General features: G+C 72.9%; 20 protein-coding genes. All 20 read right to left on the minus strand.

What is annotated here, in order from left to right; genetic code table 11:
• Positions 1-25: 25 nt before the first annotated feature.
• Entirely contained in the window at positions 26-1,852 is a 1,827-nt protein-coding gene (locus tag SERN_RS00725; protein WP_135848232.1) for a [protein-PII] uridylyltransferase, read from the minus strand.
• Positions 1,853-1,857: 5 nt separating this feature from the next.
• Positions 1,858-2,196, minus strand: a complete 339-nt coding sequence (locus SERN_RS00730; protein WP_135848233.1) for a P-II family nitrogen regulator — start codon at positions 2,194-2,196, stop codon at positions 1,858-1,860.
• Positions 2,196-3,524 carry an ammonium transporter gene (locus SERN_RS00735; protein ID WP_135848234.1) on the minus strand — a complete coding sequence of 443 codons (1,329 nt, stop codon included), beginning with the start codon at positions 3,522-3,524 and terminating at the stop codon, positions 2,196-2,198. Before SERN_RS00735 ends, SERN_RS00730 begins: the two co-directional genes overlap by 1 nt.
• 188 nt (positions 3,525-3,712) lie before the next feature.
• Positions 3,713-4,891, minus strand: a complete 1,179-nt coding sequence (ftsY, locus tag SERN_RS00740) for a signal recognition particle-docking protein FtsY (RefSeq protein ID WP_135848235.1) — start codon at positions 4,889-4,891, stop codon at positions 3,713-3,715.
• Entirely contained in the window at positions 4,888-5,277 is a 390-nt protein-coding gene (locus SERN_RS00745; protein ID WP_135848236.1) for a hypothetical protein, read from the minus strand. The genes ftsY and SERN_RS00745 overlap by 4 nt, the downstream gene beginning before the upstream one ends.
• A 90-nt stretch (positions 5,278-5,367) precedes the next feature.
• The gene (gene smc / locus SERN_RS00750; RefSeq protein WP_135848237.1) at positions 5,368-8,997 is read right to left on the minus strand and encodes a chromosome segregation protein SMC; all 3,630 of its coding nucleotides are present in this window, start codon (positions 8,995-8,997) and stop codon (positions 5,368-5,370) included.
• A 78-nt stretch (positions 8,998-9,075) separates the two neighbouring features.
• The gene (gene ndk, locus SERN_RS00755) at positions 9,076-9,498 is read right to left on the minus strand and encodes a nucleoside-diphosphate kinase (RefSeq protein WP_135848238.1); all 423 of its coding nucleotides are present in this window, start codon (positions 9,496-9,498) and stop codon (positions 9,076-9,078) included.
• A gap of 15 nt (positions 9,499-9,513) precedes the next feature.
• A complete protein-coding gene (locus SERN_RS00760; RefSeq protein ID WP_135848239.1) occupies positions 9,514-9,993 on the minus strand; it encodes a DUF4233 domain-containing protein in 480 nt (159 codons plus the stop codon).
• A complete protein-coding gene (gene dhaM, locus SERN_RS00765) occupies positions 9,983-10,813 on the minus strand; it encodes a dihydroxyacetone kinase phosphoryl donor subunit DhaM (RefSeq protein ID WP_135848240.1) in 831 nt (276 codons plus the stop codon). Before dhaM ends, SERN_RS00760 begins: the two co-directional genes overlap by 11 nt.
• The gene (gene dhaL, locus SERN_RS00770; protein ID WP_135848241.1) at positions 10,810-11,493 is read right to left on the minus strand and encodes a dihydroxyacetone kinase subunit DhaL; all 684 of its coding nucleotides are present in this window, start codon (positions 11,491-11,493) and stop codon (positions 10,810-10,812) included. The genes dhaM and dhaL overlap by 4 nt, the downstream gene beginning before the upstream one ends.
• A complete protein-coding gene (gene dhaK, locus SERN_RS00775; RefSeq protein WP_135848242.1) occupies positions 11,490-12,488 on the minus strand; it encodes a dihydroxyacetone kinase subunit DhaK in 999 nt (332 codons plus the stop codon). Before dhaK ends, dhaL begins: the two co-directional genes overlap by 4 nt.
• 80 nt (positions 12,489-12,568) lie before the next feature.
• The gene (locus tag SERN_RS00780) at positions 12,569-13,813 is read right to left on the minus strand and encodes an ADP-dependent glucokinase/phosphofructokinase (protein ID WP_135848243.1); all 1,245 of its coding nucleotides are present in this window, start codon (positions 13,811-13,813) and stop codon (positions 12,569-12,571) included.
• A 33-nt stretch (positions 13,814-13,846) separates the two neighbouring features.
• The gene (locus SERN_RS00785) at positions 13,847-14,707 is read right to left on the minus strand and encodes a ketose-bisphosphate aldolase (RefSeq protein ID WP_135848244.1); all 861 of its coding nucleotides are present in this window, start codon (positions 14,705-14,707) and stop codon (positions 13,847-13,849) included.
• A gap of 42 nt (positions 14,708-14,749) precedes the next feature.
• Positions 14,750-15,643 carry a carbohydrate ABC transporter permease gene (locus SERN_RS00790; protein ID WP_135848245.1) on the minus strand — a complete coding sequence of 298 codons (894 nt, stop codon included), beginning with the start codon at positions 15,641-15,643 and terminating at the stop codon, positions 14,750-14,752.
• Positions 15,644-15,645: 2 nt separating this feature from the next.
• A complete protein-coding gene (locus SERN_RS00795; protein WP_135848246.1) occupies positions 15,646-16,608 on the minus strand; it encodes a carbohydrate ABC transporter permease in 963 nt (320 codons plus the stop codon).
• Between the two features lie 82 nt (positions 16,609-16,690).
• Positions 16,691-17,962, minus strand: coding sequence for an ABC transporter substrate-binding protein (locus SERN_RS00800; protein ID WP_233251377.1), 1,272 nt, complete (start codon positions 17,960-17,962; stop codon positions 16,691-16,693).
• 218 nt (positions 17,963-18,180) lie between these two features.
• Positions 18,181-19,056 carry a DeoR/GlpR family DNA-binding transcription regulator gene (locus SERN_RS00805; protein WP_135848248.1) on the minus strand — a complete coding sequence of 292 codons (876 nt, stop codon included), beginning with the start codon at positions 19,054-19,056 and terminating at the stop codon, positions 18,181-18,183.
• A 97-nt stretch (positions 19,057-19,153) separates the two neighbouring features.
• Positions 19,154-20,872: a cation:proton antiporter gene (locus tag SERN_RS00810; RefSeq protein ID WP_135848249.1), complete on the minus strand. Its 1,719-nt coding sequence runs from the start codon at positions 20,870-20,872 to the stop codon at positions 19,154-19,156.
• Positions 20,873-20,891: 19 nt separating this feature from the next.
• Positions 20,892-22,325, minus strand: coding sequence for a bifunctional folylpolyglutamate synthase/dihydrofolate synthase (locus SERN_RS00815; protein ID WP_135848250.1), 1,434 nt, complete (start codon positions 22,323-22,325; stop codon positions 20,892-20,894).
• Complete coding sequence (ileS, locus tag SERN_RS00820) at positions 22,322-25,642, minus strand: isoleucine--tRNA ligase (protein WP_135848251.1); 3,321 nt, start codon at positions 25,640-25,642, stop codon at positions 22,322-22,324. Before ileS ends, SERN_RS00815 begins: the two co-directional genes overlap by 4 nt.
• Positions 25,643-25,834: the final 192 nt, after the last annotated feature.

A 25,834-nucleotide genomic window follows, 5' to 3' on the forward strand; every position in this document is an offset into this window, starting at 1 on the left:
CAACCTCGCTGGAACTCGGGAGAGGTCAGGATATCCCGCGCGCCAGGGCCGCCCGCGCCCGCTCCGTGAGCGCCTCCACGAGGGAGGCGCGCCAGGACGTCCACGCCTTGGGTCCGGCGGCGCGCGCATCGGCCTCGGTGAGCACGCGCAGGAGCTCGAGCAGGGTGGCGTCGTGGCCGAGCGCGGTCAGCAGGATCTGCGCGGTCGCGGGGTCCTCGACGTCGGCGCGCGTCGCCAGCTCCACCAGCAGCAGGTGGTGGCGCACCAGCGTGGTCGCGTCGCGCGCGTCGTCCTGGCCCACCCCGAGCCGCGCGAGCACGCCCGGCACGATCTCGGCACCGGTGACGGAGTGGTCGACGGCGCCCGCCACCTTGCCGATGTCGTGGAACAGCGCCGTCAGCAGCAGCACGTCGCGCCGCGGCAGGTCGGCGGAGAGGTCGGCCGCCCAGGCGGCGCACTCCACGAGGTGGCGGTCGACCGTGAACGTGTGGATCGGGTTGCGCTGCGGCCGGTTGCGCACCGCGGCCCACTCCGGGAACCAGCGCGTGACGATGCCGGAGAGGTCGAGCGCCTCCCACACGTCGACCTGCGCGTGGCCGCTCCCGAGCAGCGCGAGCAGGTCCTCGCGCGCCTGCCGGGGCCACGGGCTCGGCGGCGCGGGCGCGCCGGCGAGCGAGGCGACGCTGACCGGGGAGATCGGCAGCCCCGTCCGTGCGGCGGTCGCCCCCGCGCGCACCGCCAGCACGGGGTCGTCGTTCGGGCGCGCGGTCGCGGCGAGCACGAGCTCGCCGTCGTGCTCCACGAGGTCCTGCGCGACGGCGCGCAGGCGCGGCGCCATCCGCCGGCCCCGCACCACGAGCGGACGCCAGGTCGGGGACGGCCGCCGGAGCGCCTGCCGCGCACCGCGGACGGTCACGTCCAGGGCGTAGGACACGGTGCGGGCGGCCTGCGCGATCGAGGCGAGCAGGTCGTCGCGGTCGGGGTAGCCCAGGCGGGCGGCGACGGCGTCGGAGTCCCCCTGGAGCAGCCGGCTCGTGTGGCGCCGGGTCTCCAGGGCGACGGCGTCGCGCACCGTCAGGAGGTGGTCGTGGGCCCGGTCGAACTCGCCGTGCGGCTTGTCCGTCAGCCACGTGGCGGCCAGCGCGCCGACCACGACGGCGTCCCTGATCCCGCCGCGGGCCTCCTTGAGGTCGCCCTCGATGAGGTAGGCGAGGTCACCGCTGCGCTCGGCCCGCGTGCGGGTGGAGGTGAGGAGCTCGGGCAGGCGGCGCCGCGCGGCGCCGCGCCAGTCCTCCAGCACGGCGGTGCGGGCACGCAGCACGATGCTCTCGTCGCCGGCGACGTGGCGCAGGTCGAGCAGCCCGACGGCGGCGACCAGGTCCTTCGAGGCGATCTGGCGGCACTGCGCCAGCGTGCGCACGGAGTGGTCGAGGTCCAGGCCGGCGTCCCAGATCGGGTACCACAGCGCGGAGGCGAGGGCCCCCACCTGGTCGTCGGTCAGCGTGCGGCCGTCGTGCACCAGCAGACAGTCCAGATCGCTGGTCGGGCCGGCGTCGCGGCGGGCGAGCGAGCCGACGACGGCGAGCGCGACGCCCTCGGCGGGGATGCCCAGGCGCGTGGTCGCGGCGTCCCACTCGTGCGCCAGGGCCGCGTCGACGACGTCGGCCAGGGCCGACCGGTAGGCGACGCCCGTGCGCAGGAGCGGCGCGCCGGTGGGGCCGGCAGGGCCGGCGCCCCGGGGTGGGGTGGCGACGCTCGGGCCGCCGGGCAGCTCGAGGGAGGCGCGACGGAGGTCCCGCACCCCAGGGTGCGGGACCTCCGGACGCTCCGCTCGCGTGTCGGGAGCGGTCATGCGGACTACAGCGCCCCGGCTCCGTGCTCGCCGGTGCGGACGCGCACGACGTCCTCGACGGGAACGATCCAGACCTTGCCGTCACCGATCTTGCCGGTCTGCGCGGCCTGCACCACGACGTCGGCCACCGTGCTCGCGGCCTCGGACTCGACCAGCACCTCGACGCGGACCTTCGGGACCAGGTCGACCGTGTACTCGGCGCCGCGGTAGACCTCGGTGTGGCCGCGCTGGCGGCCGTAGCCGCTCGCCTCGCTGACCGTCATGCCACGGATGCCCGCGGCCTCGAGCGCTGCCTTGACGTCGTCGAGCCGGTGCGGCTGGATGACTGCGGTGACGAGCTTCATCACTTGACCTCCGTTGCGATGCGACCTGCGCTGATGCCCTCGTAGGCGGACTCGCCGTGCTCGGCGAGGTCGATCCCGGCGGACTCGACGTCCTCGGAGACGCGCCAGCCGAGCGTAGCCTTGATGGCGATCGCGATGATCGCCGTGATGACACCGGAGTAGACCACCGCGACCACGGCGATGAGGATCTGGATCCAGAGCTGGTCGAGACCGCCGAAGCCGAACGCGCCCTCGGCGGTGAAGAAGACCGAGCCGCCGGTGGAGAGGAAGCCGACCAGCACGGTGCCGACGAGGCCACCGACGAGGTGCACGCCGACGACGTCGAGCGAGTCGTCGAAGCCCAGCTTGTACTTCAGACCCACGGCGAAGGCGCAGGCGACACCGCTGATGATGCCGAGCGCGATCGACCCGACCGGGTTGAGCGCACCGGCGGCCGGCGTGATCGCGACCAGACCGGCCACGATGCCCGAGGCGGCACCGAGGGAGGTGGCGTGACCGTCGCGGATCTTCTCCACGACGAGCCAGCCGAGGATGGCGGCGGCGGTGGCGGCCGTGGTGTTGACCCAGGCGAGGCCGGCGACGCCGTCGGCGGCGAACGCGGACCCGGCGTTGAAGCCGAACCAGCCGAACCACAGCAGGCCGGCGCCGAGCATCGTGAGCGTGAGGTTGTGCGGACGCATCGGCACCTTGCCGAAGCCCTTGCGCTTGCCGATGATCAGGGCGAGCACGAGGCCCGCGACACCGGCGTTGATGTGGACCACGGTGCCGCCGGCGAAGTCGAGCGGTGCGACGTTGGCAGCCCCGTCGGTGACGCCGAAGATCGCGGCCGCGAGGGAGTTCTCCGAACCCGACAGCAGGCCGCCGCCCCACACCATGTGCGCCATGGGGAAGTAGGCCAGGGTCACCCAGATGCCGGCGAAGATCATCCACGCGGAGAACTTCACGCGCTCGGCGATGGCGCCGGAGATCAGGGCCGTGGTGATGATCGCGAACGTCACCTGGAAGGCGACGTCGATGACCACGGGGTAGTTGAAGCCGTTGAGGACGTAGTTGCCGTCACCGTCCAGCAGCGCGCCGGCGAGCCCGAAGGACTCGAACGGGTTGTTGAAGATGCCGGCGACGCTCTGCGTGCCGTAGGACATCGACCAGCCCCACAGGACGTACACGACGCCGATGACGCCCATCGCGCCGAAGGACATCATCATCATGTTGAGCACGGACTTGGCGCGGGACATGCCCCCGTAGAACAGCGCCAGTCCGGGAGTCATGAGCAGCACGAGCGATGCTGATGTCAGCATCCACGCTGCGTTCCCGCTATCCAGCTCCATTGGTTTCCTCTCGTCGTCGCCGTGACCGCATGGGCGGTCCGCAGTACGACTCGAGAGTGCTGGGGCGGAGTTACCGCGCCTGGGTGGGGGTGTTACGGGAGCGTGACGAAACCCTCTCCATCGTGAACATCTCGTTGCGCGAGCGGAGTCTGCTCAGATGGCGGACGCTTGCGTCCGCGCCGTGGACCTCAGCCCAGGAGCGCGTCGACGAACGCCTCGGGCTCGAACGGTGCGAGATCGTCCGCACCCTCCCCCAGGCCCACGAGCTTGACCGGGATGCCGAGCTCGCGCTGGACCGCCACGACGATGCCGCCCTTGGCGCTGCCGTCGAGCTTGGTCAGCACGATGCCGGTCAGGTGGGCGACCTCGGCGAACACGCGCGCCTGCCGCAGCCCGTTCTGGCCGGTGGTGGCGTCCAGCACCAGGAGGGACTCCGCGATCGGGGCCGGACGCGACGCCACGCGCACGATCTTGCCGAGCTCGTCCATCAGGCCCGACTTGTTCTGCAGCCGGCCGGCCGTGTCGATGATGACGACGTCGGCGCCCGCGCGGGCCCCCGCGGTCACCGCGTCGTGGGCGACGCTGGCGGGGTCTGCGCCGTCCTTGGCGGAGCGGACGACGTCGACCCCGACGCGGGAGCCCCACGTCGCGAGCTGGTCGGCGGCGGCGGCGCGGAACGTGTCGGCCGCCCCGAGCACGACGTCCTTGTCCTGCGCGACGAGCAGGCGCGCGAGCTTGCCGACCGTCGTCGTCTTGCCCGTGCCGTTGACGCCGACCATGAGGATCGTGGCCGGGTGCGGCTCGCCGTCGGCCCCGAGCACGGGGGTGGTGGCCAGCGAGCGGTCCATGGTCGGGTCGACCTGCTCGAGCAGGAGCTCGCGCAGCAGGGCGCGGATCGCGACCGGATCCTTCGTCCCGTCCACGCGGATGCGCGTGCGCAGGCTCGTCAGCAGCGACGTGGTCGGATCGATGCCGAGGTCGGCCTGGAGCAGCGTCTCCTCCAGCTCCTCCCAGGCGGCCTCGTCCAGGTGGTCGCGGCCGAGGACCGCCAGCAGCGCCTGGCCGAGCGCGCCGGAGCGCGCGAGCCGCGAGCGGAGGCGGACCAGCCGCGCACCGACGCCCTCCGGCGTCTGCAGCGCGGGGGCCGAGGGCCCGACCGACCCGGCGGAGCCGGTCGGAGCGGTGGTCGTGGTGCCGCCGGCGCCGAGCTGGTCATCACCGTCGGTGGGCGCCCCCGGCACGCGGGGGCGGTCCGTTCCCGCAGGGAGCTGCGCGCGACGTCGCCGGACGACGAGCACCGTGACGATCGTCGCGACGGCGAGGACGCCGATCGCGATCAGGACGAGGGTGAGGGTCTGGGTGCTCATGCGTTCGTGCGCTCCTGACGGTCGTCGCGACGACGGTCGGCGAGGGCGCGCTGACGGGCGGCGAGGCCCTCCGTCAGCACCTCGAACCGGTCCTCGTAGCGCTGCGGGACGGTGAGGTAGCCGTCGCTGCGCTCGGCGTCGCGCAGCAGGTCGTCCAGGCCGACCGTCTCGCCCTCGGCCGCGTCGCGCATCTCGGCGACGGCGCCCATCGGACGCGAGTGGTGGCTGCGGTCCCGGCCGCCGGCGTCGGCGCCGGGTCGGAGCACGTCGCGCAGCCAGGCGCGGTACCCGGCCTCGGGACGCGCGGAGACCAGCATCACGGCGACCGTGCCGGCGGCGATGACGACGGCGAACAGGACGACCAGGGTGGCGGCGACGGCAGGCATGCCTCCAGTATCCCGGCCGGACCCCGCCCGGCCCACGGTGGGACACGGCGCTCGACGTGAAGATCCGGTGAGTTCACTCACAGGCGCTCCTCACACCCGTGCGAGGGCCTCGTCGGGCTCCTCCTCGCGCTCGATGCGCTGACTGATGACGGCGGAGACGCCGTCGCCCTGCATGGTCACGCCGTAGAGCGCGTCGGCGATCTCCATCGTCCGCTTCTGGTGCGTGATGACGATGAGCTGGGAGCTGGCGCGCAGCTCGCGGAAGATCTCCAGCAGGCGACCGAGGTTGACGTCGTCGAGCGCCGCCTCCACCTCGTCCATGACGTAGAACGGGCTGGGTCGCGCCCGGAAGATCGCCACGAGCAGCGCGACCGCGGTCAGGGACCGCTCGCCGCCCGAGAGCAGCGAGAGGCGCTTGACCTTCTTGCCGGGCGGTCGCGCCTCGACGTCGACCCCCGTGGTGAGCATGTCGTCGGGGTCGGTGAGGATGAGCCGGCCCTCGCCGCCGGGGAACAGCCGCGCGAAGACGATGTCGAACTCGCGCCGCGTGTCCTCCCACGCCTCGCGGAAGACCTGCTCCACGCGGACGTCGATCTCGCGGACGATCTCGAGCAGGTCGGCGCGCGACTTGCGCACGTCGGCGACCTGCTCGACCAGGAACGAGTGCCGCTCCTCGAGCGCGGCGTGCTCCTCGAGCGCGAGCGGGTTCACGCGCCCCAGCAGCGCCAGCGCACGTTCGGCGGCGCGGAACCGCCGGGTCTGCTCGGCGCGGTCGTAGGCCACGACGGGCTGGTCCTGCCCATCCTCGACCTCGATGCCCAGCACCGGGACCGGGACGTGCGGTCCGAACTCGGTCAGCAGGGTCTCGCTCTCCAGGCCGAGGTCCGCCACGGCGCGCGCCTCGAGCGCCTCGATCCGCAGCCGCTGCTCGGCGCGCGCGACCTCGTCCCGGTGGAACGCGTCGGACAGCTCGGCGAACCGTCGAGCGTGCTGCTCGATCTGACCCTTGACGACGGCGAGGTCCGCGTCCTGCTGCGCCCGCACCTCCTGCGCCACGTCGCGCTCGTCGGACGCGCGCTGCAGCGAGTGCTCCAGGAGCGCCAGCGCGCGGGTCGCCGTGCCGCGGACCTCGCGCGCGACCTCGGCGCGCACCGCCCGCCGTCGCTCCATCTCGGCCGCCTTGACCCGGGCAGCGCGCTCGGTCCGCGCGGCGCGCTCGAGGGCGGCGGCCCTGCCGGCGATCGCGCGCGCCCGCTCCTCCACGGTCCGCACCGCGAGCCGCGCGTCCGTCTCGCGGGATCGCGCTCCCTTGGCGGCCTCGGCGCACGCGTCGCGACGCGCGCCGGCGGCCTCGAGGTCGGCGGCGGAGTCGGCCGGGGCGGTCTGCGCGACCTCGAGCCGCTCGGCGAGCTCGGCGAGCTCCGACTCGCGCTCGGTGCGCGAGGTCTCGGCCGTCACGATGGCCGCCTCGGCGCGGGTCGCCTCGGCGCGGGCGCTGCGGATCGCGGCGCCGAGGCGTCCGAGCCGCTCCGCGACCGCGGTGAAGCGCGCGTCGGAGGCGTGCAGGTCGGCCAGGGTCGCCTCGGCGGTGCTGCGCGCACCGGCGAGGGCCTCGCTCGCTCCCGCGAGGGCGAACCGGGCACGCTCGCCGCGCGCCCGCGCCGCGTCACGCCCCGCGGAGGCCTCCTCGCGCGCCGCCGTCAGCGCGATGACGTTGGTGGTGGCCTCGCCGCCGCCGCTGGCACCCGTACGGGTGAGGACGTCGCCGTCGCGCGTGACGACGGCGCGCACGTGCGTCGACGCCGAGGACGGGCCGTCGGCCAGCGCGGCCCGCGCCGCGGCCAGGTCCTCGACGAGGAGCACGCCCGCCAGCAGCGGCCGCAGGCCATCGGTCACGCCGCTCGCCGTCACGACGTCGAGCGCCCACGCGGCGCCCCCGGGTGCCGCGGGACGCGCGTCGGCCGATCCGGAACGGTCACCGTCGGAGTCGGAGTCGGAGTCACCGTCGGAGTCACCGACCAGCAGCCGCACGTGCCCGTGCCCGGACTCGCGGGTCCAGCGCAGCACGTCGACGGCGGCCTCGAGCGTGGCGACGACCGCGCCGTCGACCACGGGCCCGAGCGCCGCGGCGATCGCGCCCTCCCAGCCGGGTTCGACGGCGAGCGCGTCGGCGAGCGGGCCGCGGACGTCCGCGCGGTCGGCGGCGAGCAGCGCCCCCGTGCCGTCGGGACGGTCGAGCGAGAGCTCGAGCGCCTCGTGGCGCGCGGTCCAGCGCTCGAGCTCGGCGCGTGCGGTCCGCTCCTCCTCCTGCGCCGCGCGCAGCGTCTCCTCCGCCTGCGCCAGCGCGGTGGAGGCCTCCTCGTGCGCGTGGTCGAGGTTCTCCTCGCCCTCCTCCACCCCCGCGGCCTGCAGCTCCAGCTCGGCGAACTCGAGCTCCGCTGCGGAGGCGCGAGCGGTGGCGTCGCGGTGCACCCCGCGCAGCCGCTCCAGCTCCGAGCCCTGCGCCTCCATCCGGCTGCGGACCGCGCCGACCTGACCGGCGAGCCTGGCCAGGCCCTCGCGCCGGTCGGCGACGCCGCGGTGCACGCTCGCGAGCTCGCGCTCCGCCGTCGCCGCGTCCTTCTCCGCCTCGGCGCGGACGGCCACGGCCGCGGCCATCGCGTCGGTGGCCGCCGCGACCTCGACGCCGATCGCGGCCTCGGCGTCGCGCGCCCTCGCGGCCTGCGCGTCGAGGTCGTCGGGGTCGGGGCCCTGCGGGGCGGCGCTGCCGGCGTCGCCCAGGAGGCGGCAGCGCTCGTCGGCGAGCGTCGCGGTCCCCCGGAGCCGCTCGCGCAGACCGGACAGCCGGTACCAGACCTCGGTGGCCTCGGCCAGCGCGGGTGCGGACGCCGCAGCCGCGGCCTCGAGGCGCGCCTGCCGCTCGCGCGCGACGCCGAGGAGCTGCTCGACCTCTTCGCGCGCCGCGGTCAGCACGGCGACGTCGGCCACCTCGCGCTCGTGCGCGTCGCGCGCCTGCGCCAGGTCGTCGGCCAGCAGGCGCGCACGGGAGTCGCGCAGATCGGCCTGCACGACGGCGGCGCGCCGGGCGACGTCGGCCTGCTTCGCGAGCGGGCCGAGCTGCCGGCGGATCTCGGTGACCAGGTCGGTCAGGCGCGCGAGGTTCGCGGCCGTGGACTCGAGCTTGCGCAGCGCCTTGTCCTTGCGCTTGCGGTGCTTGAGGATCCCCGCGGCCTCCTCGATGAAGCCCCGCCGCTCCTCGGGCGTGGCGCGCAGCACGGCGTCGAGCTGGCCCTGGCCGACGATGACGTGCATCTGGCGCCCGAGCCCGGAGTCGGACAGCAGGTCCTGGATGTCCAGCAGGCGGCACGGGGTGCCGTTGATGGCGTACTCCGAGCCGCCGGAGGAGAACATCGTGCGCGAGATCGTGACCTCGCTGTAGTCGATCGGGAGCGCGCCGTCGCCGTTGTCGATCGTCAGGGACACCTCGGCGCGGCCGAGCGGCGGGCGGGAGGTGGTGCCGGCGAAGATGACGTCCGCCATGGACGCGCCGCGCAGGGACTTCGCGCCCTGCTCGCCCATCACCCACGCCAGCGCGTCCACCACGTTGGACTTGCCGGACCCGTTCGGACCGACGACGCACGTGATGCCGGGCTCGAGCCGCAGGGTCGTCGCGGACGCGAAGGACTTGAATCCTCGCAGCGTCAGCGTCCGCAGGTACACGCTGGCGAGCCTAGACGGTCACCGCCCGCCTCGCGGGGAGGGTCGGGCGGTACCGGTGGCTCGCGGGTCGGGTGCCGGTCAGGAGGTGGGGAACCAGAGACCGATCTCGCGCTCGGCCGACTCCGGGCTGTCGGAGGCGTGCACGAGGTTGCGCTGGACCTTCTCGCCCGTGTCGGCGGCGAGGTCGCCGCGGATCGAGCCGGGAGCGGCGGCGGTGGGGTCGGTCGCACCGATGATCGTGCGGATCCCCTCGATCGCGCGGTGGCCCTCGACGACGACGGCCACGAGCTCGCCCGATCCCATGAACTCCACGAGCGGCGCGTAGAACGGCTTGCCGACGTGCTCGGCGTAGTGCTGGGCGAGCAGGTCGTCGTCCGCCGTGCGCTGCTGCAGGGCGACGATCCGGTACCCCTTGGTCTCGATCCGGCGGAGGATCTCACCGGTGAGGCGGCGGGAGACGCCGTCGGGCTTGACGAGGACGAGGGAGCGCTGAAGAGTCACGCGACGACCCTACCCTCAGGCGTCGCCGCGGGTGCGGGCGTGGTGCTCCAGCTCCGCCTCGTACCGCTCGGCCCGCTCGACGTCGACGCGTCCGCCGACCCGCCAGCAGATGATCCACAGCACCGCGAACGTCAGGCCGACCGCGAGCATGTGGTCGCGCATCTCGGGCACGAGGAAGGCCACGGCCACGAGGCAGCCCTGGATGAAGGTCCCGAGCAGGTAGCCGACGAAGCTGCGCAGCAGCCCCGCCGCGAGGATGCACGCCAGCGCTCCCCCGATCCCGACGCCGAGGATCACCCCGGTGTCCACGGCGCGGAGCCCGTACGCGGCCAGGGCCGCGAAGAACACGACGAACGCCTCCAGGGCCAGCAGCGTGGAGCAGAACATGCGGCGCGCCGAGCGGGGCGGGCGCGGCGCGTCCAGGTCCGGCGCCTCGCCCGTGGTCCCCGACCCGACTCCCGTCGAGGTGTTGTCGTCCGTCACGTCAGAGCTCACCGAACCCACCCTCGAACGCCTCGACGACGGCGGTCACGGCGGCCGCGCGGTCCGGGCCGCTCGCCTGGACGACCACCTCGTCGCCCTGCTTGAGGCCGAGGCCCATGACGGCGAGCAGGCTCGCGGCGTTCGCGCCGTCCAGCAGCACGGCCGCGTCGAACGATCCCGCGAGCCGCACGAGGGTGGCGGCGGGCCGGGCGTGCAGACCCTGCGGGTTCCGGACGACCACGGAGTGGCGCGTGGTCGCGGCGGGGATGTCGAGGCGGATCCGCGGCGTGGTCCGCGGACCGTCGGAGGACCGGGACGGCGCGGCGGCGGCCGCCGCGTCCGACGCGTCGGCCGACGGCGACGCCGGTTCGCTCGGCAGCTCGAGCGCGACCTGGCGGGAGGCGGCGGCGACCGACGCGACGACCTGGGCGACGTCGCCGCCGGTCTGCGCGGTCACGGCGGCGGCGACCGCACCCTCGACGAAGGCACCGCCCGCGAGGACGACGCGCGGGTCGTCGAGCGCCTCGATCACGGCCTCGGCCGTCATCCTGGCCGAGCCGATGTCGGCGAGCAGCACGACGCCGGAGCACCCGGCGTCGAGCTCGGCGGCGATGGCGCGCTCGACGACGTCGAAGCTGGTGCCGAGCCGCGCGTCGTCGGTGCCGCCGGCGGGGCGGAGCACGACGTCGGGCGCCATCTGGGCCGCGAGCTCCACGACCCCGCCCGCGAGCAGCGCGGAGTGGGACACGAGCACGAGCCCGGTGGCGCGCTCGTCCTTGCTGTGCGTGCGCCCGCCGAGGTGGCTGCCGGGCCCGCGGCCGACGGCGCTCATGCCTCGCCGGCCGCTCGTGCGGCGGCGTCGAGCAGCAGCACGGAGGAGGCGGCGCCCGGATCGCGGTGGCCCACGCTCCGCTCGCCGAGGTAGCTCGCGCGGCCCTTGAGAGCCACGAGCTCGTCGGTCGACGCGGCGCCCACGGCCGCGGCGTCGGCCGCGGCCCGCAGCACCGCGGCCGGGGTCCCCCCCGCGTCGGCCGCCGCTGCGGCGGCCTCGACGGCGGGGTGCCACGCGTCGACCATCGTCTTGTCGCCCACCTGCGCCTTGCCGCGGGCGACGACGCCCTCGAGCGCGGCGTCCAGCAGGCTGTGCACGCCCTGACCGTCGACGGCGGGGGCGTCGCTCACCTTGGCGGCGCGCAGGAACGCCGTGCCGTACAGCGGGCCGGCGGCGCCACCGACCGTGGACATCAGCGTGGTGGCGACGAGCTTGAGCACGTCGCCGACCGTGGCGGTCTCGGCCTTCTCGAGCGCCGCCGTCACGGCCGCGAAGCCGCGCGCCATGTTCTCGCCGTGGTCGCCGTCGCCGATGACGCGGTCGAGCTCCGACAGCGCGACGCGGTTCTCGGCGACGACCTGGGCCGCCTCGGCCACGAACCGTCTGGCCCACGCGACGTCGAGCGTGCCAGCAGGGTCGGGACCGGGTCCGGCCGGGGCGGCTGCGGGGGGTGTGGTCACAGGTTCCACCGTAGTGCCGCCGTGGCGACGGGGGCGTCGTAGAGCTCCGTGAGCTCGTCGTCCAGACGCAGCACCGTGACCGAGGCCCCCTGCATCTCCAGGGAGGTGACGTAGTTGCCCACCAGCGAGCGCCGCACGGCCACGCCCTGCTCCTCGAGCCGCCGGCGCGCGTGCCGGTAGACGATCGCGAGCTCGGACGCCGGGGTCCCGCCCATGCCGTTGACCAGGAGGAGCACGGACTCCCCCGCGGTCAGGCCCAGGTCGGCCACCACCGGGTCGAGGAGCAGGTCGGTGATCTCGTCGGCGCTCGCCAGCGGGATCTTCCGACGGCCCGGCTCGCCGTGGATGCCGATGCCGATCTCGATCTCGTCCTCGGCCAGGTCGAAGCTCGGGCGGCCGGCGTGCGGCACGGTGCAGGCGCTCAGCGCGACGCCCATCGAGCGCACGGAGTCCTTCACGCGCGTCGCGATCGCTGCGACGGTGGCGAGGTCGTCCCCGCGCTCGGCGGCCGCCCCGGCGATCTTCTCCACCAGGACGGTCCCGGCGACGCCGCGGCGTCCGGCCGTGTAGAGCGAGTCCTCGACGGCCACGTCGTCGTTGACGACGACCGTGGCGACCTCGATGTCCTCGGCGTCGGCGAGCTCGGCGGCGGTCTCGAAGTTCAGCACGTCACCCGTGTAGTTCTTCACGATGTGCAGGACGCCGGCGCCGCCGTCGGCCGCGCGGGTGGCGGCCAGGATGGGGTCGGGCGTGGGTGAGGTGAACATCGGGCCGGGGACCGCGGCGTCGAGCATCCCGACGCCGACGAAGCCCGCGTGCAGCGGTTCGTGGCCGCTGCCACCTCCGGAGACGAGCCCGACCTTGCCTCGCACGGCGCCGCCGGCGCGCGCGACCACGAGCTGGTCGAGCTGGACGACGAGGTCCTCGTGGGCACGGACGAAGCCCTCGACCGCCTCGCTGGTGACGGCCTCGGGGTCGTTGATGAGCTTCTTCACGTCGCATCTCCCGTCGTTGGGTGGGGCGTGCTCGGCGAGCCGCCGCCCTGGCCAACTCTGCCCCTCCTGACCACTTTGCGCTAGCCGCCCACCGGGGTCGCCGGGACGAGCGCGAGGGCGGCCACGAACCCGCCGACGAAGGAGTCGCCGAGCCCGATCGTCGTGGGGTGGGCGACGTCGAGGAGGTACCCCGGCTCGCACACCACGTCGGGGCGGCGCCGCTCGAGGGCGCGCGCCGCGGACCGCGCGTCGGAGCGCACCTCCAGCGACGCCGTCGCCGCCAGGTCCTCGGCGGTCATCGCGTCACCGTGCACGTACCGCGTGCTCGCCATCTCGACGCCTCCGCGCAGCGCGGCGCGCAGCTCGTGCGCCCGCTCCCCCACCGCGAGCGCCCAGCACCGCGTGTGCACCACGAGCGTGCGTGCGGGCACGACGCTCGCCAGCACCGTGAGGGCGACCGAGACCGAGACCGGGTCCAGGAGGTCGACCGGCCGTCCGACGAACGCCTCGAGCTCGTCCTCGTTCATGCTGTAGACGTCGGCGAGACGGACCAGCACGGCGCTGACCTCGTCCCGCACGTGCGGCGCGTGGTAGGCCGCCTCCTCCCACAGCACCAGGGAGTCCGGCCGGCGGCGGGCCATCACGTCCTCGAGCTGCCGCAGCCGCTCCGCCAGCACGTCGGCCTCCTGGATCGCGTTGAGCGTGGAGAGCACGACGACGTCGGCGCGCGCGACGGCGTCGCCCAGCCCCGGTGCCAGCGTCAGCAGCCGGTTCGGTGGATCGTTGGTGACGATGAACCGGTTGGCACCCGGAGCGATCACGACGCCGTCGGCCAGCTCCACGACCGCCCCGGCCGGGTACTGCACGATCAGGTGGGGGTCGAGCGCGGGGCTCTCCCCCGTGTGCAGCAGCACGCACCCGGGCGGGGCGAGCCGACGGACGGTGTCGTCGACGTCGACCAGGTGGAGCGTCGCGGGGACGCCGAGCACCGCCATGGCGATCGCCGCCCGCACGTTCGTGCCCCCCAGCGTGACGACGGAGGCGAACCTGGCGCCGAACGCGCGCACCAGGTCCGAGGACGCGGCGAACCGCTCGCCGCCGCGCCCCGCCGCCAGGAGCGCGAGCAGCACGACGACGAGGGACCGCTCGTCGTCGATCGGCCGGTGCTCGTCGAGGTCGGCCACCGTCACGCCGAGCTCGCGGGCCACGGCCCCGAGCGCCTCGGCGTCCCACACGACCTCGACGTCGACCGTCCCGCCCAGGCCGAGCACGATCCGCTCGGCCGGCGCGGACGCCTCCGCCCTGCTGGTGCTGCTCTCGCGCACGTGCTCGCTCCGTTCCCTTCCGTTCCGCCGGTGTCAGTAGAGCTCGGCCTTGCCGGCAGCGCCGAACAGGTCGATCTTCTGCGCCGCGACGGCCTTGAGCGCGTCGCGGCACGGCGGCTGGATCGTGTCGGGCTCGCGGAGGTTGGTGTCGGCCAGCACCTCGCGCGCCTTGAGGTAGTAGGCCACCTTGATGTCGCTGGAGATGTTGATCTTGTTGACGCCGCTGCTCGCGGCCTCGCCGATCTCCGCGTCGGGGTTGTTCGAGCCGCCGTGCAGCACCAGGGGCACGTCGACGGCGGCGTCGATCTCGCGCAGCAGGTCGAGCTTCAGCTCGGGCTGCAGGTCGCTGGGGTAGATGCCGTGGCGCGTGCCGATGGCGATCGCGAGGGTGTCGACGCCGGTGCGCTCGACGAACGTGACGGCGTCGGCCGGATCGGTGTAGATGATCGTGTCGGCGCCCTCCTCGGCGTAGCCGTCGGTCTTGCCGATGGTCCCGAGCTCACCCTCGACGGAGACCCCCACGGCGTGGGCGGCCTCGACCACTCGGGCCGTCAGGGCGACGTTCTCCTCGAAGGGGAGCATCGAGCCGTCGATCATCACGGACGTGAAGCCGCCCTGGATGGCCTGCAGCACCTGCTCGTAGGTGGCGCCGTGGTCCAGGTGGATGGCGACGGGCACGCTCGCCCGGCGGGCGGCCTGGATGACGGACGGCATGACGTCCCACCCGAGATTGGCGATCTCGTTGGGGTGGATCGCGATGATCAGGGGGGACTGCTTCTCCTCGCTGATCGCCAGCACGGCGTTGAGCATCGAGTAGTCGCTGACGTTGAACGCGGGGACGGCGAAGGAGTTCTTCGCGGCGACGGTGAGCAGGTCGGAGCCCGAGATGAGCATGACGATGTCCTTTCGTGGACGGGTGGGGGTTCGGGGAGGCCGTCAGACCTTGACGGCGCCGGCGGTCATGCCGCCGATGAAGTAGCGCTGGAAGAAGAGGAACAGGACCAGCACGGGCAGGCAGCCGAGGATGCTCATGGCCATCATCTGGTTCCACTCGTAGGAGTGCTGACCCATGAGGAGCTGGATGCCGATGGGCACGGTCCGCATGTCCTCGGTGCGCGTCAGCGTGAGGGCGAACAGGAACTCGTTCCACGCGATCATGAACGTGTAGATCCCGACGGAGACCAGGCCCGGCACCGCGATCGGCACGAGGATGCGCCACAGCGCCGTCCACGGGCCGGCGCCGTCGACCTTGACCGCCTCGTCGAGCTCGCGCGGCAGCGTGTTGAAGTAGCCGGTGAGCATGATGATCGCGTAGGGGATCGTGAACACCATGTAGGTGAGGATCAGGCCCGGGTAGGTGTTGTAGAGCTTGAGCGCCACCATGAGCCCGAAGTACGGGATGAGCAGCGTGATCGGCGGGACCGCCTGCACGCTGACGATGACCACGTTGAGCGTCTTCTTCAGCGGGAAGTCGAACCGGCTGAACGCGAAGCCCGCGAGGATGCCGACCAGGAGCGTCAGGCCCGTCACCGCGAAGGCGATCACGTAGCTGTTGACGAAGAAGCGCACCTTCACCGGATCGGTCAGGATCTCCGTGTACGCGCCGAGGTTGAACCCCTCGGTGACCAGGCGCGGCGGGTTGGCGAACATCTCGCCGTTGGTCTTGAACGAGCTCGACAGCATCCACAGCACCGGCAGGCCCGCGAAGAGTGCTCCGGCCACGAGCGCCACGAGCGTGGCGGCCTGCTTGCCGGGGTTCTTGCGCCCGGGGGTGCGGTGCTGACGAAGGTCCGGCCGGTTCTTCGGCAGGTGGGACAGGGTCGTGGCCATGATCAGTCCCTCGCTCGTTGGCTGCGGGCGTAGAAGTAGGCGAGCACCATCGAGAACGCCAGGATGATCACGGCGGCCGTGGAGGCCTCGGCGAACTCGTAGCGGGTGAACGCGAGCTTGTACGTGAAGGTGCTGAGCACCTCGGTGGCGTCGATGGGACCGCCGCCGGTGGTCATCCAGATGAGCGCGAACTGCTGCGTGGTCCAGATGAAGTCGAGCAGCGCGAGGCTGATGATGAGCGGCTTCAGCTGCGGGATCGTGATGGCCCAGAACCGCTGGACCGGGCCGGCGCCGTCGATGCTCGCGGCCTCGTAGAGGTCGCGCGGGATGCCCTGCAGACCGGCCAGCAGGCTGATCATGTAGAACGGGTAGCCCGCCCAGATGTTGATGAACGTGACCGCCGCGAGCGCCGTGGTCGGGTTCGAGAGCCACTCGACCTCGCCCCCGATCAGTCCGACGCTCTCCAGGATCGCGTTGACGACGCCGTTGGGGCTGAGCAGCATCCGCCACAGCACCGCGATGATCGCGACCGTGAAGAGCCAGGGCAGCACGAGGATGACGCGGAAGACGGCCTTGGTGACCTTGCCCAGGAGCTCCGTGTTCAGGAGGATCGCGAACGTCAGACCCAGGACGAGGTGCACGACGACGCTGACCGAGGTGAAGGCGAGCGTGTTGGTCGCCGCCTTCCAGAAGGCCGGGTCGCCGAGGATCGTGCCGTAGTTCGCCAGTCCCACGGGTTCCGGGGACCGGTTGGTGATGACGTTGTCCATCACCGAGTAGCTGATGACCATCACGATCGGCACCGCCATCAGCACGACCATCAGCACGATGGTCGGTGAGAGGTAGCCGAACGGGGTCGCGCGCCTGCGCAGCAGGGCGGCCGTCCAGCGCGGTCGGGCCGCCGGCGGTGGCGCCTGGGGCCGGTCCTCGCGCGGGGGCCGGTGCGTGGTCCGTGTCGTCGTCATGTCGCGTGCTCCCTCCTTCGTGGGGTGGGATCCGGCCGGCCCGTGGGGGCGGGCCGACCGGATCACCGGTGACGACGCGGACCTAGAACTCCGAGGACCACTCGGCCTGGGCGGTCTCGACGGCCTCGTCCAGGGACTGGTCGCCGTTCAGCGCCTTCTGGAACTCCGTGGAGAACATCCGCATGAGCTCCTCAGCGACCGGCAGACCCGTGAACTCGTTCGCCGGGTAGCCCTCCTGGTAGATCGCGAAGGCCTCCTCGAAGATCGGGTCGGAGTCCGTGAAGTCCGGCGTCGAGGTGGAGTTGCCGGGGAAGGCGTTGGCCATCGTGGACAGCTCGGAGTTGGTCTCCTGGCTCATGAGGAACTCGACGAGCTTGAAGGCCTCCTCCTTGTTCTCGGAGTTGTCAGCCACACCGATGCCCCAGGAGGCGTAGGGGATCCCGCGCTCCCCGTCGTAGCCGTCCTCGGCGGGGATGGCCGAGATCGTGAAGTCGAGGTCGGGGTTGCTCTCGCGGATGAGGTTCACGTGGGCGAGGGAGTCGATCATCATGCCGACCCGGCCGTTCGTGAACTCCTCCACCATGTCCTGCTCCTTCATCGTGAAGGCACCGGGGGCGGTGGAACCGTCGTCCCACATCCCCTGGAGGAACTCGAGCGCGGAGCCGACGTCCTCGTTGGTCAGGTCGGGCTGACCGTCGGCGAGCATCGAGCCGCCGGAGGCCCACACCCAGGACATGACGTTGTTCTGGATCCCGCTGGGCTGCTCGAGCGAGAGCGGGTAGATCCAGCCGGGGGTGCCGGAGTCGGTGATCTTCTTCGCCGCGTCGGTGAACTCGCTGCGCGTGGTGGGCACCTCGCTGACACCGGCGTCGGCGAGCAGCGCGTCGTTCGTGAACAGCGGGTAGACGAAGTTGACCACCGGGATCATGTACGTCGCGCCGTCGACCTCGATCTGGCTGGCCAGCTCGGAGTCGTCGTAGCCGACCTCCGTCATGAGCTCGCTGAGGTCGGCGATGGCACCCTGCTGGGCGAAGTCGTACACCCACGCGCCGTCGAGCCCGACGACGTCGGGCATCGTGCCCGCCGCGGCGCCCGCGACGACCTGCTCCTTCGTCGAGGCGTAGGGACCGGAGAGGAGCTCGACCGTGATGCCAGGGTTCTCCTCCTCGAACCGGTCGATGAGTGCGCGGAACTCGCCGTCCGGCAGCTCCGGCTCCCACCACTGCTGGAACTCGAGGGTGACCTCGCCGTCCCCACCCGCTTCCGTGCTCCCGTCGCCCGTGCCGGCCGTGTCGCCACCACCGCACGCGGCGACCAGTGCGAGCACCGCCAGACCCGCCGTCGGCAGCAGCACCCGCCTACGCGAAGAAACGCCCATGACTCTCCTCCTTGAGATGCCGTTCCGCGCGCTTCCATGCGCACTGCTGCGACCTTAGTGCGAGAGTTTGCTGTTTTGCAATGCCGACTTCTGCGTCGTTATGCAATCTTTACCTGGACGGTCGCGTGCGCCCCCGAGCGGAGCTGCGGCGGGGTCGGACGTGATCGGGGCGGGGTCTTGCGGCGCGGGCGGTGCTACGGGGTCAGCACGGTGACGCCGGCGGCCGCGAACGCCTCGCCCAGCTCGCCGGTGGGCGCCTTCTCGGTGACCAGGTAGTCGACGGCGCCCAGGTCCGCGATCCGCGCGAACAGTCGGCGATCGAACTTGGAGGAGTCCGCCAGGATCGCGACGCGCTCGGCACGGCGGATCATCGAGCCCATCATCGAGGCCTCGCCCAGGTTGCTCGTCGAGAAGCCCTGGTCGACCGAGATGGCACCGACACCGATGAGCGCGAGGTCGCACCGCACCTCCAGCGCACCCTCGTGCTCGGCGGGGCGGAAGCTCACGGGACCGACCGTCGCCTGCGACACGAACCGCACCGTCCCGCCGAACAGGTACAGGTCGCGGCACACCTCGGGGTGGATCTCCCCCGGCAGCCGCAGGTTGTTCGTGGCGATCGTCAGCTCGCGGTGGTGACGCAGGTGCCGCACGAGCGCCAGCGCCGTCGTGCCGGAGTTGATGACGATGGCGCTGTTGTCCTCCACGAGCGTGGCGGCCAGCGCCCCGATCTGGTCCTTCGCGGTGGCCTGCAGCCGGAGCCGGGTGTCGAGCTCGGAGTCGGGCTTGGCGAAGCCCGACGGGCTGACGGCACCCCCGTGCGTGCGGACGACCACGCCGTCGGCGTCCAGCCGGTCGAGGTCGCGGCGGATCGTGTCGCTCGAGACGTCGAAGCGTTCGGCGAGCTGCGCGACCGTCACCTCACCGACCTCGGCGACGTAGGAGGCGAGCTCGGCCTTGCGGCCGGCGGGGAGCCGGCGGGTGCCCGCACCCGCATCCCCCGGTCCGGCGCCGGTGGCACCGCCGCTCGCGCGTCTCGACGTCGTGGTGCTGGGTCCCCCGGGCGTAGCCATGGGCGAGTCTAAGCAGATCCACGCACAGAAACGCATTTGGCACGCAGCCTCCGTGAGCCACAGCGCAGGCCCGACCGGGTCGGGGGGGTGCCCGCCGCTACTCCCCGCCGGACCGGGCCAGCTCGGAGTCGAGCATCGTCTGCGCTCGCTCGATCGCGTGCGAGGAGTACTGCCCGCTCGCGCGCGCGTCCAGCAGCGCGGCCTCCTCCGCCGCCAGCATCACGCGGTACAGCTCCTGCCGGGCGGGCACCTCCCCCGTGCCGACGGCCGCCCTGTTCGTGGCCATCGTGTCCGCCATGCGCCGACGTGCCGTGGTCAGGTCCGCCACCAGCCCGGCGTCGAACGGCTCGCCGGAGGAGCGGCGCAGCTCGGGGTTGGCCAGCTGTGCCGCCCCGGCGTCGACGATCTCGCTCAGGAGCTCGTCCACCTCCCGGTTGGCGGTCTCGCGATCGGGGCCACGCACGCCCAGGCGCCGGATCACGAGCGGCAGCGTCGTGCCGTACCCGAGGAGGGTCAGCAGGGCGACGGTGAACGCCACCAGGATGAGCTGCGGCCGCAGCGGCACGTCGGACGGCAGGGTCTGGGCCGCCGCCAGCGTCACGACGCCGCGCATCCCCGACCACGCCAGCACCGCACCACCGCGCAGCCCGAGGCCCTCGTCGCGCAGGAAGTCGAGGTCGGCCCCGCGACGCGCGATGCGTCGCTCGGCCTGGGCGAGCCGTTCCGGCGTGAAGCGCGGGTGGTCGGGATGCCGCTCCACCACCGCGGCGAAGGCGGCCGCCCGTCGCCCGTGCTGCTCCGCACGCCCGACGGCGCGGCGCTGCTCGCGTCGCAGCGAGGCGACCAGCGGGACCATGAACGCCATCCGGACCACCAGCAGCACGACGGTGACGACGGCGCCGACCCCGACCGCCGCCGCGACGCTCAGGTGGTCGTCCGAGACGGCGTCGATCACCGAGGCGATCTGGTAGCCCATCAGCAGGAAGACGCCGTTCTCGAGCAGCAGCTGGATCGTCCGCCAGTTCAGCCGCTCGCTGATGCGGTCCTGCGCGCTGAGGTGGCGCGCGCTCCTGTACCCGGTCACGAGACCGGCCACCACGACGGACAGCACCCCCGACGCGTTCGCCGCCTCCGCCGGGAAGAAGGCGAGGAACGGCACCACGAAGGAGATCGCCGTCGTCAGCGTGGGCTGGTCGAGCCGCGAGCGCACCCAGACGGTCCCGAGGCCGACCGCGAGACCGATGCCGATCGCCGCCACGACCGCGTAGCCGAAGTCGGCGGCGATGCCCCCGAAGGAGATGCCCCCGCCGATCGCGGCGACGGCCGAGCGCAGCAGGACGAGCGCGGTCGCGTCGTTGACGAGCCCCTCGCCCTCGAGCACCGTCACGAGGCGGGGCGGGAGCCCCAGCCGCTTGCCGATCGAGGTGGCGGCAACGGCGTCGGGGGGACTGACGACGGCGCCGAGCGCGAACGCGGCCGCCAACGGGAGGGCGGGCAGCAGGAGGTGCAGCAGGAACCCGACCACGACGGTCGAGATCCCCACCAGCAGCACCGACAGGCCCGTGATCGCGCGCAGGTTGCGCCGGAAGTCGGTGACCGGCACGTTGACGGCGGCCGAGTAGAGGATCGGCGGCAGCACGATCGCCAGGATCAGCTCCGGTTCGATCTCCACCTCGGGGATCCCGGGCACGTAGGAGCAGCCGATGCCCACCAGGAGCAGGACGACCGGGGCCGCGACGCCGAGCCGGGGAGCGAGCCAGGCGCCCCCGACCACGAGCAGCACCCCGACGACGAGCAGCAGCGCGATGGTCTCCACGGCGGCATCCTACGATCGGTCAGGACCGGCCGAGCAGCGCGCGCACCTCCGCCGCGAGGACGACCGACCCGAGCGCGATGACACCCGAACCGACGCCGACGCCCTCGGCGTCGTTCTCCGCCAGGTCGACGGCGAGCGAGAGGGCCTCGTCGAGCCGCTCGACCACGTGCACGCGCTCGTCGCCGAAGACGTCGCGGGCGAGGTCGGCGAGGTCGTCGAGCTCCATCGAGCGCAGCGAGGAGGAGTGGGTCACGACGATCTCGGCCAGGGCGCCCTCGAGCTCGACCAGGATGCCCTCGACGTCCTTGTCCCCCATCACGCCGAAGACCCCGACGAGGCGGTCGAACGCGAACGCCTCGTTCAGCGCCTCGACGGCGGCCCGCGCGCCGGCGGGGTTGTGCGCGGCGTCGACGAGGATCGTCGGGGAGTTCCGGACCAGCTCCAGCCGGCCCGGCGATGTGACCCCGGCGAAGGCGGCCTCCACGACGTCGCCCGGCAGCGCCGCTCCCCCGAGGAACGCCTCGACGGCGGCGACGGCCAGCAGGGCGTTGTGCGCCTGGTGGGCGCCGTGCAGCGGGACGAAGATGTCCTCGTAGGTGGCACCGATGCCGCGCAGCGACACGACCTGGCCACCGACGGCGACCGTGCGGGCGAGGACCGCGAGCCCCGGCAGGTTCACCTCGACGTCACCGTCCTCGTCCGTGGGGACCTCCACGACCAGGCGCGCGCCGACGCTCGCGGCACGCGCGGCGATCACGGCGGCGACCTCGTCGTCCTGGGCGGAGGAGACCACGGTCGCCCCCGGCTTGACGATGCCCGACTTCACGGTCGCGATCTCGGCCAGCGTGTGACCGAGCCAGCGCTCGTGGTCGAGGGCGACCGGCGCGACGACGGCGACCTCCGCGTCCACGACGTTGGTGGAGTCCCACTCCCCGCCCATGCCGACCTCGAGCACGGCGACGTCGACGGGCGCGTCCGCGAACGCGGCGAACGCCATCGCGGTCAGCACCTCGAAGAACGACAGCTCGCCCCCGGCGCCGTACTTCCCGGAGGTGGTGAGCTCGCCGTCGACGATCGCGATGTGCGCGGAGATGTCGTCCCACGTACGCACCCACGCGTCGGCGGAGATGGGCTCGCCGTCGATCGCGATGCGCTCGCGCACGGAGGACAGGTGCGGCGACGTGAACCGGCCCACGCGCAGCCCGAGCTCGCGCAGGAGCGCATCGATCATGCGGGCCGTCGACGTCTTGCCGTTGGTCCCCGTGAGGTGGATCGAGCGGAAGGCGAGCTGCGGCGAGCCGAGGATGTCGACGACGCGGCGGACCCGCTCGATGGTCGGGTCGAAGTCGTGCTCGGGCGTGCGGCGCAGGATCTCGTGGTAGATCTCCCGCGCCCTGGCCTCGAGCCCGGCGTCCTGGTCGTTGCGGCGGCTGTCCGCCCCGGCGCGGCTCATGCGCGTCCCTCCACCCTGGTCAGTGCCACGAGGGCGGGCGCCCCCGCGGCGAGGTCGGCCTCGGCGATCGTGTCCAGCTCCAGCGCGACGGCGAGCGTCTCGCGGGCGATCGTCGCGCGGTGCGTCTCGGCCGCCGCGCGGTGGTGCTCGGGGATGCCGAGCCGCAGCTCGATGCGGTCGGCGACGTGCAGATCGGCGCTCTTGCGCGCGTCCTGCACCGCCCGGATCACGTCGCGCGCCCAGCCCTCGGCGCGCAGCTCGGCGTCCAGCGCCAGGTCGAGCACCACGAACCCGCCGCCCGGCAGGACGGCGACGCCGACCTCGCTCGGGCCGTCGGTCCCGGCGTCGGGCTGCCCCGCGGCGACGGTGGAGAGCTCGTACTCACCCTCGACGAGCGCGACGCCGCCGGCGTGGATCTCGCCCTCGACCTCGTTCCAGTTGCCCTCGCGGGCCGCCTTGATGACCTGCTGCACGCCCTTGCCGAGGCGCGGCCCGGCCGCGCGGGCGTTGACGGTCAGCTTCGTCACGACGCCGTAGCGCGCCGCCGCGTCGGAGGCCAGGTCCTCGACCCGGATCTCCTTGACGTTCAGCTCGGTCGCGATCAGCTCGGCGAACGGTTCGAGGGCACGCGGGTCGGCGACCACCACGGCGAGCGAGCGCAGGGGCTGGCGCACGCGCACCTGGTGCGCCTTGCGCAGCGCGTGCGCCGTCGAGACCGCGGCTCGGACCGCGTCCATCGACGCGACGAGGTCGGCGTCGGGGGCGAGGGAGGGGTCGACGTCGTCCCCGCGCACCGGCCAGTCGGTCAGGTGCACCGAGTCGCCGCCGGTCAGCCCGCGCCAGATCTCCTCGGTCAGGAGCGGCGCGAACGGCGCCATGATGCGGGTCAGCGCCTCGAGCGCGGTCCACAGCGTGTCGTAGGCGTCGGTGTCCTCGGCCCAGAACCGCTCGCGCTGCGTGCGCACGTACCAGTTGGTGAGCAGGTCGATGTGGTCGCGGATGTGCGCGCACGCACCGGCGATGTCGTAGTCGTCGGCCGCCTCGGTGACCGCGATCGCGAGGTCGTGCGTGCGGGCCAGCAGGTAGCGGTCCATCGCGGGCAGCCCGATCACCCGGTCGGGCGCGACGCGCTGCGCGGAGTAGCCCGCGCCGTCGTTCACCGTGTTGGCGTAGAGGCTGAAGAAGTACCAGGCGTTCCACAGCGGCAGCAGCACGCCGCGCACCTCGGCGCGGATGCCCTCCTCCGTGACCACCAGGTTCCCGCCGCGCAGGATCGGCGAGGCCATGAGGAACCAGCGCATGGCGTCCGAGCCGTCGCGGTCCAGGACCTCGGTGACGTCCGGGTAGTTGCGCAGGCTCTTGCTCATCTTGCGGCCGTCGGAGCCGAGCACGATCCCGTGGCTGACGGCCGTACGGAACGCGGGGCGGTCGAACAGCGCCGTCGACAGGACGTGCAGGAGGTAGAACCAGCCGCGCGTCTGACCGATGTACTCCACGATGAAGTCGCCGGGGAAGTGGCGGGAGAACCAGTCGGTGTTCTCGAACGGGTAGTGCACCTGCGCGAACGGCATGGAGCCCGAGTCGAACCAGACGTCCAGCACGTCGGGGATGCGGCGCATGGTGGAGCGACCCGTCGGGTCGTCGGGGTTCGGCCGCGTCAGACGGTCGACCCACGGCCGGTGCAGGTCCGGCTCGCCCTCGGCGTTGCGCGGGACGTCGCCGAAGTCGCGCGCGAGCTCCTCGAAGGAGCCGTACACGTCGGTGCGCGGGTAGCTCTCGTCGTCGGAGACCCAGACCGGGATCGGCGTGCCCCAGTAGCGGTTGCGGCTGATCGACCAGTCGCGCGCGCCGGCGAGCCACTTGCCGAACTGGCCGTCCTTGATGTGCTCGGGCGTCCAGGCGATCTCCTGGTTGAGCTCGACCATGCGCTCGCGGATCTGCGTGACGCGCACGAACCAGCTCGAGACCGCCTTGTAGATCAGGGGGTTCCGGCAGCGCCAGCAGTGCGGGTAGGAGTGGTCGTAGGTCTCGTGGCGCACGACGACGGCGCGGTGCTCCGCCGCGACGTCGGCCAGGGGGCCGGTCGCGTTCTTGAGGTCGGCGATGATCGCGGCGTTCGCCTCGAACACCTGCACGCCCGCGTAGTCGGGCACGAGCGCGGTGAAGCGCCCGGCGTCGTCGACCGTGACGACCGGCGTGATGCCGACGGCCTCGCACGCGAGCATGTCGTCCTCACCGAACGCGGGCGCCATGTGCACGAGGCCGGTGCCGTCCTCGGTGGTGACGAAGTCGCCGGCGATGACCTGGAACTGCTCGGGGTTGTCGGCCGGGGCGCGGCCGGTGCCCGCCTCGGTGAAGTACGGGAACGGCGGGGCGTACCGGGCGCCGACGAGGTCGCTGCCGCGGACCGTCTCCACGACGGTCGGCTCCTCGCCGAGCTCGCGCGCGTAGGCCGCGAGCCGCGCCTGCGCGAGGATCACGCGGGCGCCGGGCTGCGCCGTCGCGAACGGTGAACCCTCCCCCGCCTCGACGACGACGTACTCGACCTCGGGGTTGACCGCGATCGCCTGGTGGGACGGGAGCGTCCACGGCGTGGTGGTCCAGACGAGGAGGTACTCACCGGAGTGCAGTCGGAGACCGACCGTCAGGGCCGGGTCCTGACGCATCTGGTAGACGTCGTCGTCCATGCGCAGCTCGTGGTTGGACAGCGGCGTCTGGTCGTGCCAGCAGTAGGGCAGCACGCGGAAGCCCTCGTAGGCGAGCTCCTTGGTGTGGAGCTGCTTGAAGGCCCAGATGACCGACTCCATGTAGGAGGGGTCGAGCGTCTTGTAGTCGTGCTCGAAGTCGACCCAGCGCGCCTGGCGCGTGACGTAGGTCTGCCACTCGTCGGTGTAGCGCAGCACGGACTCGCGGCACGCGGCGTTGAACGCCTCGATGCCCATCTGCTCGATCTGGCTCTTGTCGGTGATGCCGAGGATGCGCTCGGCCTCGAGCTCGGCGGGCAGGCCGTGCGTGTCCCAGCCGAAGCGGCGCTCGACGCGGCGTCCACGCATGGTCTGGTAGCGCGGCACGACGTCCTTGACGTAGCCCGTCAGGAGGTGGCCGTAGTGCGGCAGACCGTTCGCGAACGGGGGGCCGTCGTAGAAGACGAACTCGTTGCCGCCGTCCTCGCCCGCGGGGCGGGCCTCGACGCTGCGGCGGAACGTGTCACCCGCCTCCCAGGACGCGAGCACCTCGGCCTCGATCGACGGGATCGACGGCGAGGCCACGGGGCCGGTGTCGTCGTCGCGATGGCGGGGGTAGTGGCTGCTGGTCAAGGAGTGCTCCGGTGGTACGCGTGCTGCGGTGCACGAGGGCGACCTGCCGGCGGGAGCCGGTGGACCGCGGTACCACCTCGCTTTGCCCGACCCACGCGCCTGGACGCGGGGACGAACCTCTCGTTGACGGCTGTGACGGGCCTGCCCGTCCGGTTCTACTGGGGGCGGACGCGCTGTCCGTGAGGAGCGCGC

The organism is Serinibacter arcticus (assembly GCF_004786095.1).
Classification (GTDB): Bacteria; Actinomycetota; Actinomycetes; order Actinomycetales; family Beutenbergiaceae; genus Litorihabitans; species Litorihabitans arcticus.

Coding starts and splice junctions, on each gene's coding strand:
- SERN_RS00815 (WP_135848250.1), bottom strand. CDS start 22,325: ATGAGCCGCGCCGGGGCGGACAGCCGCCGCAACGACCAGGACGCCGGG.
- SERN_RS00725 (WP_135848232.1), bottom strand. CDS start 1,852: ATGACCGCTCCCGACACGCGAGCGGAGCGTCCGGAGGTCCCGCACCCT.
- dhaM (WP_135848240.1), bottom strand. CDS start 10,813: ATGAGCGCCGTCGGCCGCGGGCCCGGCAGCCACCTCGGCGGGCGCACG.
- SERN_RS00790 (WP_135848245.1), bottom strand. CDS start 15,643: ATGGCCACGACCCTGTCCCACCTGCCGAAGAACCGGCCGGACCTTCGT.
- SERN_RS00735 (WP_135848234.1), bottom strand. CDS start 3,524: ATGGAGCTGGATAGCGGGAACGCAGCGTGGATGCTGACATCAGCATCG.
- SERN_RS00745 (WP_135848236.1), bottom strand. CDS start 5,277: ATGCCTGCCGTCGCCGCCACCCTGGTCGTCCTGTTCGCCGTCGTCATC.
- SERN_RS00805 (WP_135848248.1), bottom strand. CDS start 19,056: ATGGCTACGCCCGGGGGACCCAGCACCACGACGTCGAGACGCGCGAGC.
- SERN_RS00795 (WP_135848246.1), bottom strand. CDS start 16,608: ATGACGACGACACGGACCACGCACCGGCCCCCGCGCGAGGACCGGCCC.
- SERN_RS00730 (WP_135848233.1), bottom strand. CDS start 2,196: ATGAAGCTCGTCACCGCAGTCATCCAGCCGCACCGGCTCGACGACGTC.
- SERN_RS00785 (WP_135848244.1), bottom strand. CDS start 14,707: ATGCTCATCTCGGGCTCCGACCTGCTCACCGTCGCCGCGAAGAACTCC.
- ftsY (WP_135848235.1), bottom strand. CDS start 4,891: ATGAGCACCCAGACCCTCACCCTCGTCCTGATCGCGATCGGCGTCCTC.